We start from the raw sequence: 16,301 nt of genomic DNA, 5'->3' as shown, positions 1-16,301 counted from the left end.
TCGCCTCACTCGCCGCCGGACGGCAGGGCGAGGCTGTGCACGGTCCCGTCGGCGTACGCGAGGAGGACCACGTCCCCCACGGACAGCAGCTCCGGCGGTCGCTGCCCGGACGACACGTTCCCCGGCGCGCCCTTGACGGGCACGACCTTCAGAGGGCCGTCCTCGGGGCGGGCCGGGCGGAGGTACAGCGAGGCGTTGTCGGCGTACGCGGAGACCGAACCGAGCAGGACGGGCGCGCCGACGGCGGCCGGAGAGCCGTCGCGGGCGCGGGGCACGGTACCGGCCGTGCCCCCGGGCTTTCCGTCGGTCTGGCTGTTGCCGACCCAGACGACGCGGCCGTCCGCGGGCAGCGCGACGAGCATCGTGCGGCTGTGCACGGGGCCGAACACGACGCGGCCGGGGGCCGCGGTGCGCGGGACCCTGACGATGTCGCCGAAGGTCTCGAGCTGCGTCAGATCGCGGAGGACCCGTACGTGCATGCCCTTGCCGTCCGGGTCGGGGCAGAACAGCTGGCCCGACGAGATGCGCGGGTCGGGGCAGGCCTTGGTCGTGCCGGCGCCGCCGAGGGGCGTGGCCGCGGGCGCGGTCAGCACGGTCCGGCCGGTGGCGGGGTCGTGGGCGGTGAGCCCGCGCTCGCCGTTCACGAGCAGGTGGTTCAGGCCGTAGGCCTTCGCCCCGTACCGCTCGGCCTCCTTGCCGCCGCCGGTCGGGGCCGTCGACACGGCTTCGGTCCACCGCCGCTTCCCGCTGGCGAGGTCGTACGCGTCGACGTGCACGCCGGTCCGGTCGGCGCGGTTGACGAAGACGTGCCGGTCGACGCCGAGCAGCCGACCGACGGGCTTTCCGGCGAACGGGGTGTCCCAGCGGATGGCGCCGTCGCCGACGGCTCGCGCACGGACGTGCCCGTCCTCGACGGAGACCACCACGTCCCCGGCGACGACCGGCCCGGTTGTCGCGTCGCGCGTGGAGCCCTTGCCGAGCGGGGCCCGCCACAGGAGCCGGCCGTCCGAAGGGGCGACGGCCTGCAGGGAGCCGTCGCCCAGCCGGCAGGCCAGCGTGGCCGGGTCGGCGGCGCAGGCGGTCGGGCCCGCGGGGAGGCGGGCCGTCCAGGGCTTCCAGCCCGCCGGCCGCTGGGACGGGGAGGCGTCGAAACTGCGGTTCCGGTCGGCGGATCCGAGGGCGTCGAGCGAGGTGACGGTACGGGGGAGGCCGGCGCCGGGCGGCACCGAACCCGATGCGGTGGGCCCGGCGTTCGACGGGCCGCCGCCCTGTTCGGCGCCCGGCCACAGGCCGGACAGGCGGGCCGCGACGAGCGTGCCGGACAGGACCACGAGGGTGGCCACGGCGGCGGCGATCCGCGTACGGCGCCGGTGTCGGCTCGCGTCCCGGACCCGCGCGTCCCTCGCGGGCGCGGCCATGGTGGCCGCATCGTGCAGGCCGCCGGGCACCTGGCCGCCGGGCGCGTGCGGGCCGGGTGCGTGCGGCCCCGGCGCGTGCGGGCCGGGTTCGCGGCCGCCGGTCTCGGTGCGCGGATGGACGGACGGCGGGCCCAGGCGGGCGTCGAGGGCGGCCAGTTCGCCGACGCGCTCGGCGATCGCGCGCGCGAGCGGCGCCGGCCACAGCGGATCGCCCGCCGCGTCCGCGGGCGTGGCCCCGGCACTCGCCGCTGCCACGGCCGCCTCGAAGCGGCGGTCGAGTTCGGCGGTGTCGGGGCGGGCGGACGGGTCGAGGCGCAGACAGTCGGCGGCCAGGTCCCGCAGCCCGGTCGGTAGGACCGTGAGGTCGGCGTCGGCGCGGGCGATGCGGTAGAGCACGGCGGGCAGCGGACCCTCGCCGAACGGGCCGCGTCCGGTCGCCGCGTAGCAGAGCACGGCCCCCAGGCAGAACACGTCGGACGCGGCGGCGACGTGCTCGGCGCCCGCGATGTGCTCCGGGGACATGAAGCCGGGCGAGCCGACCATCATGCCCGTGCCGGTCAGCCGGCTCGCGCCGAACGCGCGGGCGATCCCGAAGTCGATGACCTTGGGGCCGGCGTCGGTGAGCAGGATGTTGGCCGGCTTCAGATCACGGTGCAGGATCCGCGCGTGATGGATCGAACGCAGCGCGCGCACGAGGTCGCGGCCGAGCCGGGCCACCGACGCCTCGGGCAGCGGTCCGTGGTCGCGTACGGCCTGTTCGAGCGTCGGGCCGGGCACGTACGCGGTGGCGAGCCAGGGGCGGACCGCCTCGTGGTCGCCGTCCAGGACGTCGACGGTGTACCGCCCCACGACGGCCCGGCCCGTCTCGATCTCGCGCCGGAACCGGGCACGGAACCCGGCCTCGCCCGCGAGCCCGGGCAGGACGGTCTTCAGGGCGACGAACGTCCGTACCGCGGGGGTGCGTTCGTCCGCGCCCAGGTAGACCTCGCCCATGCCGCCCGCGCCGAGCCGGGCGACCACCCGGTACGGGCCGATGGCGCGGGGAGCACCCTCGTGCAACGCCCCCAGCACCTCTCCTGCCTCCCCGTCTCACCTCTGTGTACGCGTCATCACAGCACAGGCGCCGAAACGGAACAAGTGACGTCCGGCGCAAGGCCTTTCGGCGCGTGCCCCGACGCTGTCGCCGCCGCCGTCGGCGTCGCCGCCGCGAGGGCCGTCCGGACGGTGGCGATCACGCGCTCCGGGTGCCGGAACACCTCCGCCGCGGTGAAGCGGAGGATCCTGCGCACGCCGGGGCAGCCGGACAGGTCGTTGAAGCGGCGGATGTCGCGCTCGTGGGCGTGCCGGGTGCCGTGGAACGCGTACCCCTCGATCTCGACGACCAGGCCGGCGGCGCGGAAGTAGAAGTCGGGCCGGACGGTTCTGCCGTTCGGCGCGCGGAGTACCGGCTGGGACTCGGGGTGGAGCCCCGCGTCGTGCATGCGGAGCCGGGCAACTGTCTCGGCGGGGGAGCCGGCGGCCGGGTCCGCGAGGCGCAGCCAGGCGCGGGCGGCCGGGGCGCCGGGCCGGCGGGCGCTCAGCTCGGCGGCCAGCGCCTCGGGGCGGACCAGGGCCTCGCGGCGCACGCCTCTGATCACGCGCCGTGCGAGCGCCGAGTCCGCCACCACCACGGCCTCGTCGCGGCAGCGGGTGTGGCGCATGAGGTCGGCGGCGGTCCGCGCGGGCGTCGTCACACGCAGCCCTCTGCGGACGACATGGTCCCGTTCGCCGAGGCCGGGCGCGCGGTGGACGCGCACGCCCGGGCGTTCGGCCGAGGTGCACGGGTGCAGGAACTCGAGGGTCGTCATGTCGGGCTCTCCGGTGAGCAGTTCGATGCGGAGGACGGCGGCGGCCGTCCGATGGCTGCAGACGAGGTGCGGGGAGAGCAGTTGTATCGCCGTGGCGCGTACTCGCCAGTCCACGTCCCTTCCCGGCACCGCCCAGGCGCCCCGGCAGACGGGCTGCCAGCCCTCGGCGCGCAGCACACCGCGCAGCCTGCCGGGAGGGACACCGGCGGCCTGGGCCCATGCGGTCAGGAGGATGCCTCCCCTGGCCATCACCGTGAGGTCGCGCATGCGGCAACGATCCACCGGAGGCAAAGACTTCCGCACCCCTTGTGGATAACTCCGGCACCGTCGGCGCGGGGGCCTAGGGTCGATCCATGACCGAGACGGTTACCGAGCTTGCACCCGAGCCCGACTGGGGCGCGCTGAAGCACGCGTACGGCAGCGCCGAGGACGTGCCCGCGCTGCTGCGCGCGATGGGGTCCGAGGACGCGGACGAGCGTGCCGAGGCGATGGACGGGCTGGTCTCCTCGCTCTTCCACCAGGGCGACGTGTACCCGGCGTCCGCCGCCGCGCTCCCGTACCTGGTCCGGCTCGTGCTGGACGGTCCCGGACACCGCAAGGAGCTCCTGTGGCTGGTCGGCGGCATCGCCGGCGGCGCGGGGAACCGGCGGGTCCGGGCCGAGGTGCGCCGGGCCGTCGCCGAGGCGCTGCCGTCGCTGCTCCCGCTCGCGACGGACGACGAGACCGGCGTTCGGCAGGCCATGGTGTGGCTGATCGCCGCCGCGGAGGATGCCGCACTGCCGCTGATGCCGCTGCTGCGGGCCCGGTTCGACGAGGAACGGGACGCCGACGTGCGCGCCGATCTCGTCACCGCGCTCGGCCTCCTCGACCCCGACGACACGGCCCGTACGGCACGGGCGACGGCGCTCCTCGACGACCCCTCCGAGCCGCCCGCGGTACGGCTCTCGGCGGTCACCGACCTGCTGCGGACGGCCCCGTTGCCGCTCCCCACCGACCTGGTGCGCCGGGCCGCCACGACGTACCGGGAACACCCGGGGGAGCAGTACGGCGAGCGGTGGCCGGACCTCTACCGCACGCTCTCCGACCGCCTCCTCGACGACCCCGACGCGGCGCTCCTCGCACTCGCGGAGGGCGGGCCGCCGCTCGCCGGGGAGGTGGTGGAACGCTGGCGGGACCGCGAGCGGCGGGCACTGCCCTGGCTCGTCGCGGACCTCACGCACCCGTACGAGATGCACGATGTGGCCCGCCTGGGAGAGGCGTTCCCCGGCGACGAGGAACAGCCGTGGCTCACGCCCCACCTGGCGTCGGAGGACCCCGAACTGCGGGCGGCGGCGGTCGTCGCCGCGGTCCGCTTCCGGGTGCCCGGCGCGCTCGGACACGTACTCCGCCTGATCGACGACCTGCCCGACGAGGACGGCACGGGCCACGCGGTCCGCGCGGCGGCGGAGGTCCACGGCGCGGCGGCCGAGCCGGTCGCGGCCCGGGTCGCGGACCTCCTGGCCGCGGGAGCCGCCCCGGCCCGCGAATGGGCCGGGGTGCTGGAGGGCTTCCCGCAGCAGGCCGCCCGCTGCCTGCCCGCGCTCGTCCGGCTGGTGCCGGAGTCGGCGGCGGCCTGCGCCGCCCTGGCGGCGGCGGTGCCGCACGCGCTCCCGGGCGACGACACGGAGGCGGCCGTACGCGTCCTGTACGAGAGGGCCACGGCCGGCGGCGAGGCGGCGGCGTTCGCGTACCTGCAACTCACCGGCGACCACGGGCCCGCGCTGGCGCTCGTACGGGACGCGGTGCACGGCGAACGCGGGGCGTCGGCACTGCCCTTGGCGGGCCGGCTCGGCCCGGCCGCAGCCGAGCTGCTGCCGGAGGCCGAGCGGCACTTCGGGGCCGTCACGCGGGAGACGCGGGCCGTCGCGGCCGCCGCGGTCTGGCGGATCACCGGCCGCACCCAGGACACCGCGCCGCTCCTCGCCGACGTGGTCGCCCGCGGCCGGTACACGGCCGGCCCCCGCCTCGACGCGCTCCACGCGCTCACCGAGATGCGCCTCCTCCCGGAGTCCGCCCGCGCGGCCGTCGAGGACCTTGCCCACGGCCCCCTCCGCGCCGCCCACGTGCTCGGGATCTTCGACGACGGCGCCCGTCACCCGGACGCCGTCCTCCGCGAGGCGGCCCGCCGCCTCCTGGCGGCCGCGGGCGACTCATGAGGCCGGAACTCGACGTCCGGAGGGACGAATCCGCCGCGGACCGCTACCTGGCGATGGCGCTCGTCGCAGCGGCTGACGTCAAATAACGGCGACCAGCGAGGAGTTGAGTCCCACTTTGGGTCTCTGGGCCCATGAATGTCGGGCGTGTCGTGCCGTAGCGTCGGGTACATGTCGCTCTTACTGGGTGTCCGCAGGGTCCGGCGTCGTGTTCGTGTGCTGATGCCGCGTACGAGGGGGCGGCTGCTGGGACTGCGCAGGGCGCAGTCGGGGCAGGGGGCGTTGGAGTACGTCGGTCTGATCGTGATCGTCGCCGCGATCGTGGGTGCGCTGTTCGCGACGAACATGGGCCCTGAGCTGGCTGGTTCGTTGAAGACGTCCGTCTGCAAGGTGACCGGCGGCGACAACTGCGGCGACGGCGGTACGGACGACCAGGCGGAGGGCCCGAACGACGAGGGCGAGCAGCCGGTCGACGAGGGTGGCGGTGATCAGCCGAAGTCGCAGGCGCAGATCGACTACGAGAACGCGGTCAAGGAGCTCCAGGACGCGAAGGACGCGGAGAAGTCCGCGGGTGACAAGGCGATCGACGCGGCGAAGGAGCTGGCGAAGATCCTGGCCGACGAGCTGGGGATCACGGATGCCCTGGACTGCATCACCAAGGGTGACATGGGCGCCTGCACGGAGACGCTGGTCAACATCCTGCTGAGCCTCATCGGTGGCGCGGTCGGCAAGCTCGCGGCGAAGTACGGGGCGCCGTGGAAGTGGAAGAAGGCCGCCGAACTGATCGGGAAGCTGAAGAAGCACGGCGGTGATCTCTACGACGGCATCAAGGACCTGATCAAGAACCGCAAGAAGGTCAAGGACGCCGAGAAGAAACTCGACGACGCCAAGAAGAAGGTCGACGGCGAGAAGAAGGACAAGCCCGACGAGAAGAAGCCCGACGAGAAGCGCAAGCGCTGCCTCGTCAACGCGGGCTCGAACGCCGGCCCGCAGGGCTTCCGCGGCGGCGTCGTGGGTGTGGCTGCGGCAGCGGTCGAGCGTCCGTCCGGTGGTGTCGTCACCGCGGTGTCCGCCGTCGCGACCACGACTGCGACCACGACTGCGACCACGACCGCGAGCCTCGTCCGAGGCCGGCTGGTCACTCTCCCGTCCGAGACGGGCAAGGGCAACTGCGGCGAGGAAGTCGACCTCGACTCCACCGAGATGGCCGCCATGGCCATGGCGGCGCGCATCGCGGACAAGGTGCCGCTCGGCCGCAACGTGGCCGTCATCAAGATCGAGCACAACGGCAAGGTCGAGTACATCGCCGCGGCCAGCGAGGGCAAGGTGGCGCCCGGGAAGAAGAGCCGCCACTCCGAGGAAGTCCTCGACGACTACCTCAAGGCGAACAACATCCCCCGGTCGGCAGTGAAGGAGATGTACAGCGAGCGCGCCCCGTGCACCAGCCTGTCCCACGACTGCTCGGCGCTCGTGTGGCGGGACTGGCCCAACGTGAAGGGCAACGTGTCGTGGAGCCTCACCCCGAGGCCTGGCATTTCCGCCGCGGCCAACGCCGCGCGGGACAAGCAGGCCCTGGAGGGGGCGCGGAACAAGCACAAGAAGCCGGACGGCCTGCCGGGGTTCAAGATCGTCAAGTAGCGCGCCGCGTATGCTGCCGCACGCGACGTCCGCGGAGGTCAGGAGCGACATGGACAAGCAGGCACAGCGGGACCTGGAAGAGCTGCTCGCCCGCGACATGGACGGCGTCGCCGTTCCGCCGCCGCCCGTCGCCCGTCCGACGGACGTCGCGCGCCGGTGGGACCTGCCGGCGCGGGACGTCGAGGCGCTGATGCGCTGGGGCCTTCCGCTCCTGAACGAGGACGGGGAGCTGCCGTCGCACCTGCCGTCGGCCGACTTCCAGAGCGAACTCCTGCCGCAGCTCGATCTTTCGGTCCCGACCGGCGGCCCCTTCGACCCGGAGCACCACCGCGGCGTGGGCCTGAGCGCCTACCGGCTGGCTGCGAGCGACTGGCTGACGTACGGCGTCGTCCGGGGCGAGGGGTCGGTGTGCGCGATCCGTAACCGAACCAGCGCGGCGACCGCCCTGGTGAACACATCGGTGGCGGCGTTCGTCGAGTGCTCCTGGCGTTGGTGGCGCGCCCTGGACATCATCGGGCCGCTGGAGGACGAGGACGACGAGACGTACTGGTGGTGCCTGGAACGATTCGCCGAGTGGTCGGTGGGGATCGACCCCCAGGCGAAGGTCCGGTCACCGGTCGAACAGAGCTGGTGGGAGAGCGTGGCCCTCAGCTGACGCGTCGGGTCCTGGAGAGTTCGAGCCTGTACCCATGGACCCGCTCGACTCAGGCATTCCCGCCAAGAGTTGGGGCCAAGATGGGTCTCTGGGCCCATGATTCGCCCGGGTGTCGTGCGTAACGTCGGGCCCATGTCGCTGTCACGGGGTACCTACACGGTCCGGCGCCGGTTGCGCGCGCTGATGCCGCGTACGAAGGGTCGTCTGCTGGGGTTGCGGAAGTCGCAGTCCGGTCAGGGCGCCTTGGAGTACGTGGGTCTGATCGTGATCGTGGTGGCGATCGTGGGCGCGCTGCTGGCGACGAACATGGGCCCGGAGCTGGCGGGTTCGCTGAAGACCTCCGTCTGCAAGGTCACGGGCGGCGACAACTGCGGTGGCGGTGCGGGCGATCAGGCGGCCGGTCCCGACGGCAAGGGCGACCAGCCGGCAGGCGACGGCAACGATCAGCCCAAGTCGCAGGCGCAGATCGACTACGACAACGCGCTCAAGGAACTCCAGGACGCGCAGAACGACGAGAAGTCCGCGGGCGACAAGGCGAAGGACGCCGCCAAGGAACTCGCGAAGATCCTGGCCGAGGAGCTCGGCATCACGGACGCGTTCAACTGCATCACCAAGGGCGACATGGGCGCCTGCACCGAAACGCTCATCAACATCCTCACCAGCCTGATCGGTGGCGCGATCGGCAAGCTCGCCGCCAAGTACGGCGCGCCGTGGAAGTGGAAGAAGGCCGCCGAACTCATCGGCAAGCTGAAGAAGCACGGTGGCGACCTCTACGACGGCATCACGGACCTGATCAAGAACCGTAAGAGGGTCAAGGACGCCCAGAAGAAAGTCGACGACGCGAAGGCGAAGGTCGACGGCGAGAAGAACAAGCCCGACGAGAAGAAGCCGGACGACAAGCCCACGGACTGCCCGGTCGGCCACAGCTTCCTGCCGGGCACCCGGGTCCTCGTCGCCGGTGGCCTGTCCGTCCCGATCGAGTCCGTCCGCCTCGGTGACGAGGTCCTCGCGACCGACCCGGTCACGGGTCTGACGAGCCTGCGCACGGTCAGCCGCATCTTCACCACCTACGACGACAAGGACTTCACCCGGCTCACGACCAGCGCCGGAACGGTCACCGCCACGGACACGCACCCGTTCTGGCTGGTCGACGAGAAGCGCTGGGCCGACGCCGGCGACATCGAGGCGGGGGACCTCCTTCGGCAGGCGTCCGGCGACACCCTCACCGTGCGGTCCGTCGAGCGGTACACCCAGCGGCAGACCACGCACGACCTGACCGTCAACGACGTCCACTCGTACTACGTCGGCATGGGGACGCGGTTCGCCCTCGTCCACAACAACGACCCGTGCGACAACCCGGACTACGACGACGACCCCAACTACGGGATCACCGACGACGCGCACGAGAAGATCAGGAAGGCGCACGGCACCGACATCGCCGACGGCGTCGACTACAACGTGCAGCGCATCAAGTCCAAGGACCAGGCGCCGCCGAACGAGACCCCCGAGGCCAAGGCCAAGCGCCTGAAGAACGCCGACGACCACATCATCCCGGGCACCAACGGAGACCCGACGAAGATGGCGGATTACTTCGCGTCCTTCAAGAACAAGCAGTTCACCCACCATGACGCGCGGCCGCCGGACCCGAGCCGTCCCACGTCGCAGGCGGACGTTCTCTACGATAAGGACCGCGGCTGCGTGATCATCAAGAACGGCACGATGATCCACGGCTACAAGATGTCCGAGGACGAGTTCAACCGTCTGTACACCCCGGGAGCCCTGCGCAATTGATGAGGCCCGAGCTGGAAGCGCGGCGGGAGACCCCCGACGGCGGCCGCCATGTGTTCGCCGTGGACGAGGAGCAGTTCCACCTGCTGCGCCGGGCCCTGGTCACGTACCTCGGTGAGGAGCGGGACCCGGTCGCACGGGCGCTGGTCCTGGGCCCGGACCGGGCGGGCCTCGAAGCCGCGCTCCAGGTGGAGCGGAACTACGCGGACGTGGTCCCCGGTCCGCTTCCGCTCACCTTCGACGAGGTCCGCGGGCTGTACGGGATGCTGCTCACCGTGGCGACCTTCTGGCCGGCGTCGGAGGAGGACTTCGTGAAGCGGGTCGGTCACTTCCGGGAGACCGTGCGACAGCTTGCGGGACTTCTCGTCTGGGCCCTCAGGGGGAGCGCGTGAACCGGGTCCGCATCGAGAGTGCCCCGCACGGGAGCGGAGGGACGCTGCGCCTGACCGCGGCGCAGTACGACCTGCTGCACCGGTCGGCGCACGCGTTCCTCGCGCTCGTCCCCGGAGGGCCGGGCCGCGACCTGGCGCTCGGGCCGGGCGGCGCGGATCTCCCGGCGCTGCTGGCGTCCGCCGGCCCGGCGGACGACGAGGGGTTCGTTCCGGTCGTCGTCACCCCAGGGCAGTTGCACGCGGTGCACGCGATGCTCACGACCCTCGTGGTCCTCGTCCCGTCCGAGCTCTCCTTCATGGAGCAGGTGGGTCACTTCCGCGAGAACGCCGCCGGGTTCGCGGCGGGTCTCCGCCGCGCCGCCGGCCGTCTTTCCTGACACCGTCGGTACGAGGCAGGCGAGTTGAGCCGAGTGCGGTGGGTGCTGGAAGAGTTCGGCCGCGAGTCGGAGGAGTTCCGGAGCCGGCACGAGCTCCCCGGCCTCGGGGACGACGAGGCGTGTGCCCTGCTGGAGCTGGAGCGGCTGGGGGACGGTGACCTCTTCGACGTGCCCGACGCGGCACTGGAGACGCTCTCCCGCCGCTTCGCCGTGAAGACGGACCCGGCAGGCGCCACGTACCTGCTGGGACGCGAAGCGGTCTGACCGGACAGGAGGTCCCGGTGCAGTACGACTTCTGGACGGTGCGCGGGCCCGTGCCCGAGGAGATGGCGCGGGCGCTCGCCGACGTGGTGGGCGTGCCCGTGGCAGACGTGGACGTCGCGGATCTGGACGGCGACCTGGAGGGGCGTCGCTGGGACGCGCCCGTGCTCTGCGGGTACGAGGTGCGGCGCGGCGACGTGGCGCTGTACTGGGACGTGTGGATCTCCGGCGCCGTGCCGAACCCGCCCGACCCGGCGACCGCCGCCCTGCGCCTCGCCGCCGTGATCGGCGGCACCGTTCTCCACTCGGCCGATGACATGCCCAACCCCTCCGCATACATGGCCTGCCTCGCCGACGGTCGGGTCGTCCGCGCGCGCGTCGACGACCCCGAGGAACCGGACTTCCTGTTCACGGTGGACGCGGTCGAGGACCCTGTCCCCGACCTGCCGGGAGCGCGGGTGCACCTGCTGCCGGAGGTGTACTGGTCCGAGCCGATCGACCTCCCCGTCACCACCGCGTTCGCCGCCGAGACGGACCCCGACGCGATCGCGCCGGCGCAGAGCCGGGCCAACCGGGCACGGGAGACGCTGATCGGCTGGGAGCGGCTGGTCCGGCGCATGGCGGGCGACTGGGGGCCGACCGGGCGGTACCCCGAGGAGTCGTACCTGGAGGACCTGCGGACGCGGGACTCGCTGGCCAGGCGGCTGGCCGACGCGCCGCCGGCTCTGGAGGAGCCGTTCGCCCGGGCCGCGGACGCGCTCGACGAGGTGTTCCGTGCGCACAGCAGCGACGACGGCGGGGAGTTCCTCGGCCGGGTGACCAAGTCCGGCACCGCGGTGCGGGACCGTGGCTGGTGGTGGCAGCGGCGGCCCCGCCGGGTGCCCTGGCCGCAGCCGCGCTGAGCAACGCCGTTCCAAATATTGCAAGTTGAGCCCCGTTTGGGCCCTCGGGCCCATGATTGTCAGAGGAGTTGTCCGTAGCCTGGCGCCCATGTCGTTGTCTCGGGGTGTCCGCAGGGTCCGGCGTCGTGTTCGTGTGCTGATGCCGCGTACGAGGGGGCGGCTGCTGGGACTGCGCAGGGCGCAGTCGGGGCAGGGGGCGTTGGAGTACGTCGGTCTGATCGTGATCGTCGCCGCGATCGTGGGTGCGCTGTTCGCGACGAACATGGGCCCTGAGCTGGCTGGTTCGTTGAAGACGTCCGTCTGCAAGGTGACCGGCGGCGACAACTGCGGCGACGGCGGTACGGACGACCAGGCGGAGGGCCCGAACGACGAGGGCGAGCAGCCGGTCGACGAGGGTGGCGGTGATCAGCCGAAGTCGCAGGCGCAGATCGACTACGAGAACGCGGTCAAGGAGCTCCAGGACGCGAAGGACGCGGAGAAGTCCGCGGGTGACAAGGCGATCGACGCGGCGAAGGAGCTGGCGAAGATCCTGGCCGACGAGCTGGGGATCACGGATGCCCTGGACTGCATCACCAAGGGTGACATGGGCGCCTGCACGGAGACGCTGGTCAACATCCTCTTGAGCCTCATCGGTGGCGCGGTCGGCAAGCTCGCGGCGAAGTACGGGGCGCCGTGGAAGTGGAAGAAGGCCGCCGAACTGATCGGGAAGCTGAAGAAGCACGGCGGTGATCTCTACGACGGCATCAAGGACCTGATCAAGAACCGCAAGAAGGTCAAGGACGCCGAGAAGAAACTCGACGACGCCAAGAAGAAGGTCGACGGCGAGAAGAAGGACAAGCCCGACGAGAAGAAGCCGACCAAGTGCCCGATCCGGCACAGCTTCCCGCCCGGCACCCGGGTCCTCGTCCCCGGCGGCCTGTCCGTCCCGATCGAGTCCGTCCGCCTCGGCGACGAGGTCCTCGCCACTGACCCGGAGACCGGCCTCACCACCCTGCGTACCGTGGGCCGCACGATCACCACTTACGACGACAAGGACTTCACGCGCCTCACGACCGCGGCGGGCACCGTCACGGCGACCGACACGCACCCGTTCTGGCTGACCGACGAGCGCCGCTGGGCGGAGGCCGGCGAGATCGAGTCCGGGGACGTGCTCCTGCTGGCGTCCGGCGCCACCCTGCCCGTCTCGAAGGTCGACCGCTTCACCCGGCGGCAGACCACTCACGACCTGACCGTCGTCGACCTCCACACGTACTACGTGCTGGCCGGTGACTCGCCGGTCCTGGTCCACAACAACGACGCCAACTGCAACCCGGTCACCCGCCAGCAGGCCGACGACATCGCCAAGTACCTGGGCTACAAGAAGACCAACAAGAAGTCCGCCACCGGCGCGCCCATCTGGGAGAACAAGAAGGGCAACCCGAAGTACATCACCTGGGACAGGAACGGTCACAAGGGCGGTATTTTCAAGGGAGCGAATTTCCGCGACCCCTTCCAGTCGACCAAGGACTCGGCCCGGGACGGCACGTACGACCTGGACATCTCGCCCACCGGAGATGTCCTGGGCCTCAAATGGATTGCGAAGTGAAGACAGAACTCGTCGCTTGCCCCCGCGCCGACGCCGTACGGTCCGATCTGACCGAGGCCCCCGGCTGGGACGCCTACGCCGCCGAGCTCCGCCGCCTGCTGGCAGTGCTGACGGAGGCGAGCGGGGCGGGCCGACTGGAGGTCGAGGAGCTGATCGTGAGCCGGCCGCTGCCGGACCGGTTCGCGGAGCTCCGGAACGGCTCGCGGGTCGACCCCGCCGAGGCCGCGGAGCTCCTCGTGGGCATGGCGGCCGGTGAGGGCCCGTACTGCCGGCTGATCGGCGCGGGGCGGCTCCGGATCGAGTCGGGCTGGGACGGGGCGATGCACTTCTACGTCACGTCGGAGACCGCCGAGGAGCTGGCGGGCTTCGACAGTGAGTCCCTGGAGCTCGGGCGGCGCACGGCGGAGCCTGATTCCGACGAGGTGGAGAATCCGGTCCGCGGCGTGGCGGACGAGGCGTTCTGGGCCGGGGTGCGGGACGACGCCGGGGACGTCACCCTCCTGTGCGAGCGCTGGGCGCACGGCGCGTACGGCTGCCGGTGGTTCCGGGTGACCCGGGAGAACGTGGGGGAGGTGGCCGAGGCCGTCCGCCCCCGTTCCCTGCTGAGCCTCGCCGTCGATCCGGACCTCGGACTCGACCCTGTCCTCCTGGACGACGACTTCACGGCCTTCAGGCCTCCGCTGGTACCCGGGGAACTGGCGTACCGCGCCTTTCCCGGCGGCGCCGACGATCTGGCCGAAGTGACCGACGACGGTTTCGCCTTCATGCTCGGGGAATCCGCGCCTGCCGCCCGTCGCGCCGTCGTGCCGGACCCGGACGGAATCGTCCGGGCCCGGTGGGAGGACTTCGACGAGGCGTAGGCGCGGTGTACGCCGCGGAGGAGGCGGCGGCCGTCGGTCCGACGCGCCGCCCGGACATAATCGAGCGCATGTCCGCAGACCAGGCCCTTCGTCCCCGCCGCAGCCCCGCCCTCCCGCCGGCCATCCGGCTCGCCGCCCCCGCGCTGCTCGGCTACGCCGCCGTGCGGGTCGTCGGCATGGTGGTGTTCGGGGTGGCCGCGGCCGTGCAGGGGAAGGACGCGCTGCATCTGCTGAAGGGACGCTGGGACGCCGTCTGGTATGTCCGGATCGCGGAGAACGGCTACGGCTACGAGGTCACGCTGCCCGACGGGGCCGTCCACTCCGACCTGGCGTTCTTCCCGCTGTTCCCCGCCCTGGAACGGGGCCTCGCCGCCCTCACTCCGTTCGACGCCGCCACGGCCGGGCTCGTCCTCGCCTGGCTCGCCGCGTTCGCGGCGGCCTGGGGGATCTTTGCCGTCGGCGCGCATGTCGCCGGCCGGCCGGCCGGGATCGCGCTGGCCGTCCTGTGGGGGGTGTACCCGACCGCGTTCGTGCAGTCGATGGCGTACACGGAGACCCTCTTCACCGCCCTCGCCGCCTGGTCGCTGTACGCCGTCCTCCGCGACCGCTGGATCCTCGCCGGCCTGCTCTGCGCGCTCGCCGGGCTCACCCGTCCGTCCGCCGCCGCGCTCATCGCGGCGCTGGGGATCACCGCGCTCGTCACCGTCGTACGCGAGCGCCGGCTGCCGCCGCGCACGGCCGCCGGCGTGCTGCTCGCGCCGCTCGGCTGGCTCGCGTACATCGTGTACGTCGGCGTCCGCGAGGGCAGCGCCACCGCGTACTTCGACGTCCAGGCCGCCTGGGGCAACAGCGTCGACGGCGGGGTCGCGCTCGCCCGCTTCATCTGGGGGCTGCCGCCGCTCGCCGCGCTCGGGCTCTGCGCCGTCCTCGCGCTGCTCGCCTGGGTGGTCGTGCTCTGCGTACGGCAGCGCCAGCCGCTGCCGCTGCTCGTCTACACGATCACGATGGTCGTGATCTCGCTCATCGGCGCCGCGTACTTCGGCTCCCGGCCGCGCCTGATGATGCCCGCGTTCGGCCTGCTGCTGCCCGCCGCGGTCGCCCTCGTCCGGCTTCCGGTCCGCGGCCGGATCGGCGTTCTCGCGGCTCTCGCGCTCGCCTCGGGCGCGTACGGGGCGTTCACCCTGCTCGGCTCCGGACCTCCCTAGCCCGCTCCATGGGCCCATGGGCCCATGCACCCGTCCCAACTGCCCTGTTAGCGTGCGGTACATGACTCGACGAGGTATCGCACGGATCACCACGGCGACCGTGGTCGCCGCGCTCACCCTGGGGCTGACCACAGCCTGCGAGGGCGACGAGGGCAAGAAGGACGAGGGCAAGAGCGTCGTCGAGAAGAAGCCCACGCCCAGCACGTCCGCGCCCGCCGGCCCGGGGCCCGAGCCGTACGCGCCCGCGCCCACCGGCAAGCCGCTGGCCAAGCCCGAGCTGGAGAAGGCGGTGCTCGTCGCCGCCGACGTGCCCGGGTTCAACGTCGGCCCGATGGACGCCCCGCCGCCGCAGGGCGAGACCCCGGAGAAGCCCGAGTGCGCCCCGCTCACCTCGGTCCTGAACGGGCAGCCCGAGCCGGCCGCGCAGGCCTCGGTGTACCGGCAGATCACCGGCGCGAACAAGGACCTGAAGCCGGCCGTGTCGGTGTTCCTCACCAGCCACGGCCCGAGCGCGACGACCGTGCTGCACCGGCTGCGCGTCGCCGCCACCGCCTGCAAGGGCGGCTTCACGACCCGCAGTAGCTCGGGCCCGTCGACGTACAAGGGCGTCAAGGAACTCACGATGCCCAGGGCCGGCGACGACAGCTTCGCGTACCAGCTCACCGGCGACTTCGAGGGCACGCCGGTGCCGCTGGTCTTCCAGGTCGTCCGCCAGGGCCCGACGGTCGCCACCTTCTACACGGCGAACTTCGAGGGCCCGGCGACCCCGCAGATCCCGCCGGCACTGGCCGCCGCACAGGTGGCCAAGCTCAAGGAGTAGCCGCGACCGTCACCCGAACCCCCGGCCGCACACCCCACGCCGCCATCGCACCCGCCTCGGCCTCCAGCACGTGCCGGGCGCGGAGGCTGATGCGTCCCATGCGGCCGGGCTTCATCGTCTTCACGGCGACGACGTCCAGGTTCCGGTTCAGGTAGGCCACGTCGATGGTGAACCGCATCCGGAAGGTGTGGACGCTGTTGCACGGGGTGATCAGCAGCGCGCCGTCGACGCCGTCGCGCCCGAGCAGCCCGCGCCGCCTCGTCCCGTACGAGGCGGCGATCTCGACCGGTATCGCCTCGTCCCGTCCCTGGACGGTCAATGTGCCCTTGCCGTTCCGCCATTTCGCCATGGTCGAAGACCG

The 16,301-nt window shown here is 72.4% G+C and carries 15 protein-coding genes; 12 read left to right on the top strand and 3 right to left on the bottom strand.

The genetic code is table 11. The annotated features are described in order from the left end of the window. Nucleotides 1-5: 5 nt before the first annotated feature. Together R2D22_RS13450 and R2D22_RS13445 are read right to left on the bottom strand one after the other, a co-directional pair. Entirely contained in the window at nucleotides 6-2,489 is a 2,484-nt protein-coding gene (locus R2D22_RS13450; protein ID WP_318103379.1) for a serine/threonine-protein kinase, read from the bottom strand. A gap of 38 nt (nucleotides 2,490-2,527) precedes the next feature. Further along, nucleotides 2,528-3,532: a hypothetical protein gene (locus tag R2D22_RS13445; protein WP_318103378.1), complete on the bottom strand. Its 1,005-nt coding sequence runs from the start codon at nucleotides 3,530-3,532 to the stop codon at nucleotides 2,528-2,530. An 86-nt stretch (nucleotides 3,533-3,618) separates the two neighbouring features. Here R2D22_RS13445 and R2D22_RS13440 point away from each other — a divergent pair, with 86 nt between their 5' ends. The 12 genes from R2D22_RS13440 (at nucleotide 3,619) to R2D22_RS13385 (ending at nucleotide 15,940) form a co-directional block, all read left to right on the top strand. Then, entirely contained in the window at nucleotides 3,619-5,460 is a 1,842-nt protein-coding gene (locus R2D22_RS13440) for a hypothetical protein (protein ID WP_318103376.1), read from the top strand. A gap of 219 nt (nucleotides 5,461-5,679) precedes the next feature. Then, nucleotides 5,680-7,095, top strand: a complete 1,416-nt coding sequence (locus tag R2D22_RS13435; protein ID WP_318103375.1) for a nucleic acid/nucleotide deaminase domain-containing protein — start codon at nucleotides 5,680-5,682, stop codon at nucleotides 7,093-7,095. 49 nt (nucleotides 7,096-7,144) lie between these two features. Continuing rightward, nucleotides 7,145-7,750: an SUKH-4 family immunity protein gene (locus R2D22_RS13430; RefSeq protein ID WP_318103374.1), complete on the top strand. Its 606-nt coding sequence runs from the start codon at nucleotides 7,145-7,147 to the stop codon at nucleotides 7,748-7,750. A gap of 132 nt (nucleotides 7,751-7,882) precedes the next feature. After that, on the top strand, nucleotides 7,883-9,541 hold the full coding sequence (locus tag R2D22_RS13425) for a polymorphic toxin-type HINT domain-containing protein (RefSeq protein WP_318103373.1): 1,659 nt from the start codon (nucleotides 7,883-7,885) through the stop codon (nucleotides 9,539-9,541). Further along, nucleotides 9,541-9,930, top strand: a complete 390-nt coding sequence (locus R2D22_RS13420; RefSeq protein ID WP_318103372.1) for a hypothetical protein — start codon at nucleotides 9,541-9,543, stop codon at nucleotides 9,928-9,930. The genes R2D22_RS13425 and R2D22_RS13420 overlap by 1 nt, the downstream gene beginning before the upstream one ends. Next, nucleotides 9,927-10,307: a hypothetical protein gene (locus R2D22_RS13415; RefSeq protein ID WP_318103371.1), complete on the top strand. Its 381-nt coding sequence runs from the start codon at nucleotides 9,927-9,929 to the stop codon at nucleotides 10,305-10,307. Before R2D22_RS13420 ends, R2D22_RS13415 begins: the two co-directional genes overlap by 4 nt. A gap of 24 nt (nucleotides 10,308-10,331) precedes the next feature. Continuing rightward, nucleotides 10,332-10,571, top strand: coding sequence for a hypothetical protein (locus R2D22_RS13410; RefSeq protein ID WP_318103370.1), 240 nt, complete (start codon nucleotides 10,332-10,334; stop codon nucleotides 10,569-10,571). A gap of 17 nt (nucleotides 10,572-10,588) precedes the next feature. Then, on the top strand, nucleotides 10,589-11,470 hold the full coding sequence (locus R2D22_RS13405; protein WP_318103368.1) for a hypothetical protein: 882 nt from the start codon (nucleotides 10,589-10,591) through the stop codon (nucleotides 11,468-11,470). Nucleotides 11,471-11,609: 139 nt separating this feature from the next. Then, nucleotides 11,610-13,055, top strand: a complete 1,446-nt coding sequence (locus R2D22_RS13400) for a toxin C-terminal domain-containing protein (RefSeq protein ID WP_318103367.1) — start codon at nucleotides 11,610-11,612, stop codon at nucleotides 13,053-13,055. Further along, nucleotides 13,052-13,915, top strand: coding sequence for a hypothetical protein (locus tag R2D22_RS13395; protein WP_318103366.1), 864 nt, complete (start codon nucleotides 13,052-13,054; stop codon nucleotides 13,913-13,915). The genes R2D22_RS13400 and R2D22_RS13395 overlap by 4 nt, the downstream gene beginning before the upstream one ends. A gap of 68 nt (nucleotides 13,916-13,983) precedes the next feature. After that, a complete protein-coding gene (locus tag R2D22_RS13390; RefSeq protein WP_318103364.1) occupies nucleotides 13,984-15,120 on the top strand; it encodes a mannosyltransferase family protein in 1,137 nt (378 codons plus the stop codon). 61 nt (nucleotides 15,121-15,181) lie between these two features. Then, nucleotides 15,182-15,940 (top strand): hypothetical protein, encoded by a 759-nt coding sequence (locus tag R2D22_RS13385; RefSeq protein ID WP_318103363.1) that lies wholly within the window; start codon nucleotides 15,182-15,184, stop codon nucleotides 15,938-15,940. On the opposite strand, the gene R2D22_RS13380 is transcribed toward R2D22_RS13385, so the two are convergent. Then, on the bottom strand, nucleotides 15,930-16,289 hold the full coding sequence (locus R2D22_RS13380; protein WP_318103361.1) for a DUF192 domain-containing protein: 360 nt from the start codon (nucleotides 16,287-16,289) through the stop codon (nucleotides 15,930-15,932). The genes R2D22_RS13385 and R2D22_RS13380 overlap by 11 nt on opposite strands. Between the last annotated feature and the right edge of the window lie 12 nt (nucleotides 16,290-16,301).

Source organism: Streptomyces sp. HUAS YS2 (genome assembly GCF_033343995.1).
Lineage (GTDB): Bacteria > Actinomycetota > Actinomycetes > Streptomycetales > Streptomycetaceae > Streptomyces > Streptomyces solicathayae.
Note: the sequence above shows the minus strand (reverse complement) of the source record. Positions and strands in the feature narration are given on the sequence as shown.

Excerpts from the sequence above, each read along its gene's own strand:
- R2D22_RS13445 (WP_318103378.1), bottom strand. The coding sequence starts at position 3,532 with ATGCGCGACCTCACGGTGATGGCCAGGGGAGGCATCCTCCTGACCGCA.
- R2D22_RS13440 (WP_318103376.1), top strand. The coding sequence starts at position 3,619 with ATGACCGAGACGGTTACCGAGCTTGCACCCGAGCCCGACTGGGGCGCG.
- R2D22_RS13435 (WP_318103375.1), top strand. The coding sequence starts at position 5,680 with ATGCCGCGTACGAGGGGGCGGCTGCTGGGACTGCGCAGGGCGCAGTCG.
- R2D22_RS13430 (WP_318103374.1), top strand. The coding sequence starts at position 7,145 with ATGGACAAGCAGGCACAGCGGGACCTGGAAGAGCTGCTCGCCCGCGAC.
- R2D22_RS13425 (WP_318103373.1), top strand. The coding sequence starts at position 7,883 with ATGTCGCTGTCACGGGGTACCTACACGGTCCGGCGCCGGTTGCGCGCG.
- R2D22_RS13420 (WP_318103372.1), top strand. The coding sequence starts at position 9,541 with ATGAGGCCCGAGCTGGAAGCGCGGCGGGAGACCCCCGACGGCGGCCGC.
- R2D22_RS13400 (WP_318103367.1), top strand. The coding sequence starts at position 11,610 with ATGCCGCGTACGAGGGGGCGGCTGCTGGGACTGCGCAGGGCGCAGTCG.
- R2D22_RS13390 (WP_318103364.1), top strand. The coding sequence starts at position 13,984 with ATGTCCGCAGACCAGGCCCTTCGTCCCCGCCGCAGCCCCGCCCTCCCG.
- R2D22_RS13385 (WP_318103363.1), top strand. The coding sequence starts at position 15,182 with ATGACTCGACGAGGTATCGCACGGATCACCACGGCGACCGTGGTCGCC.
- R2D22_RS13380 (WP_318103361.1), bottom strand. The coding sequence starts at position 16,289 with ATGGCGAAATGGCGGAACGGCAAGGGCACATTGACCGTCCAGGGACGG.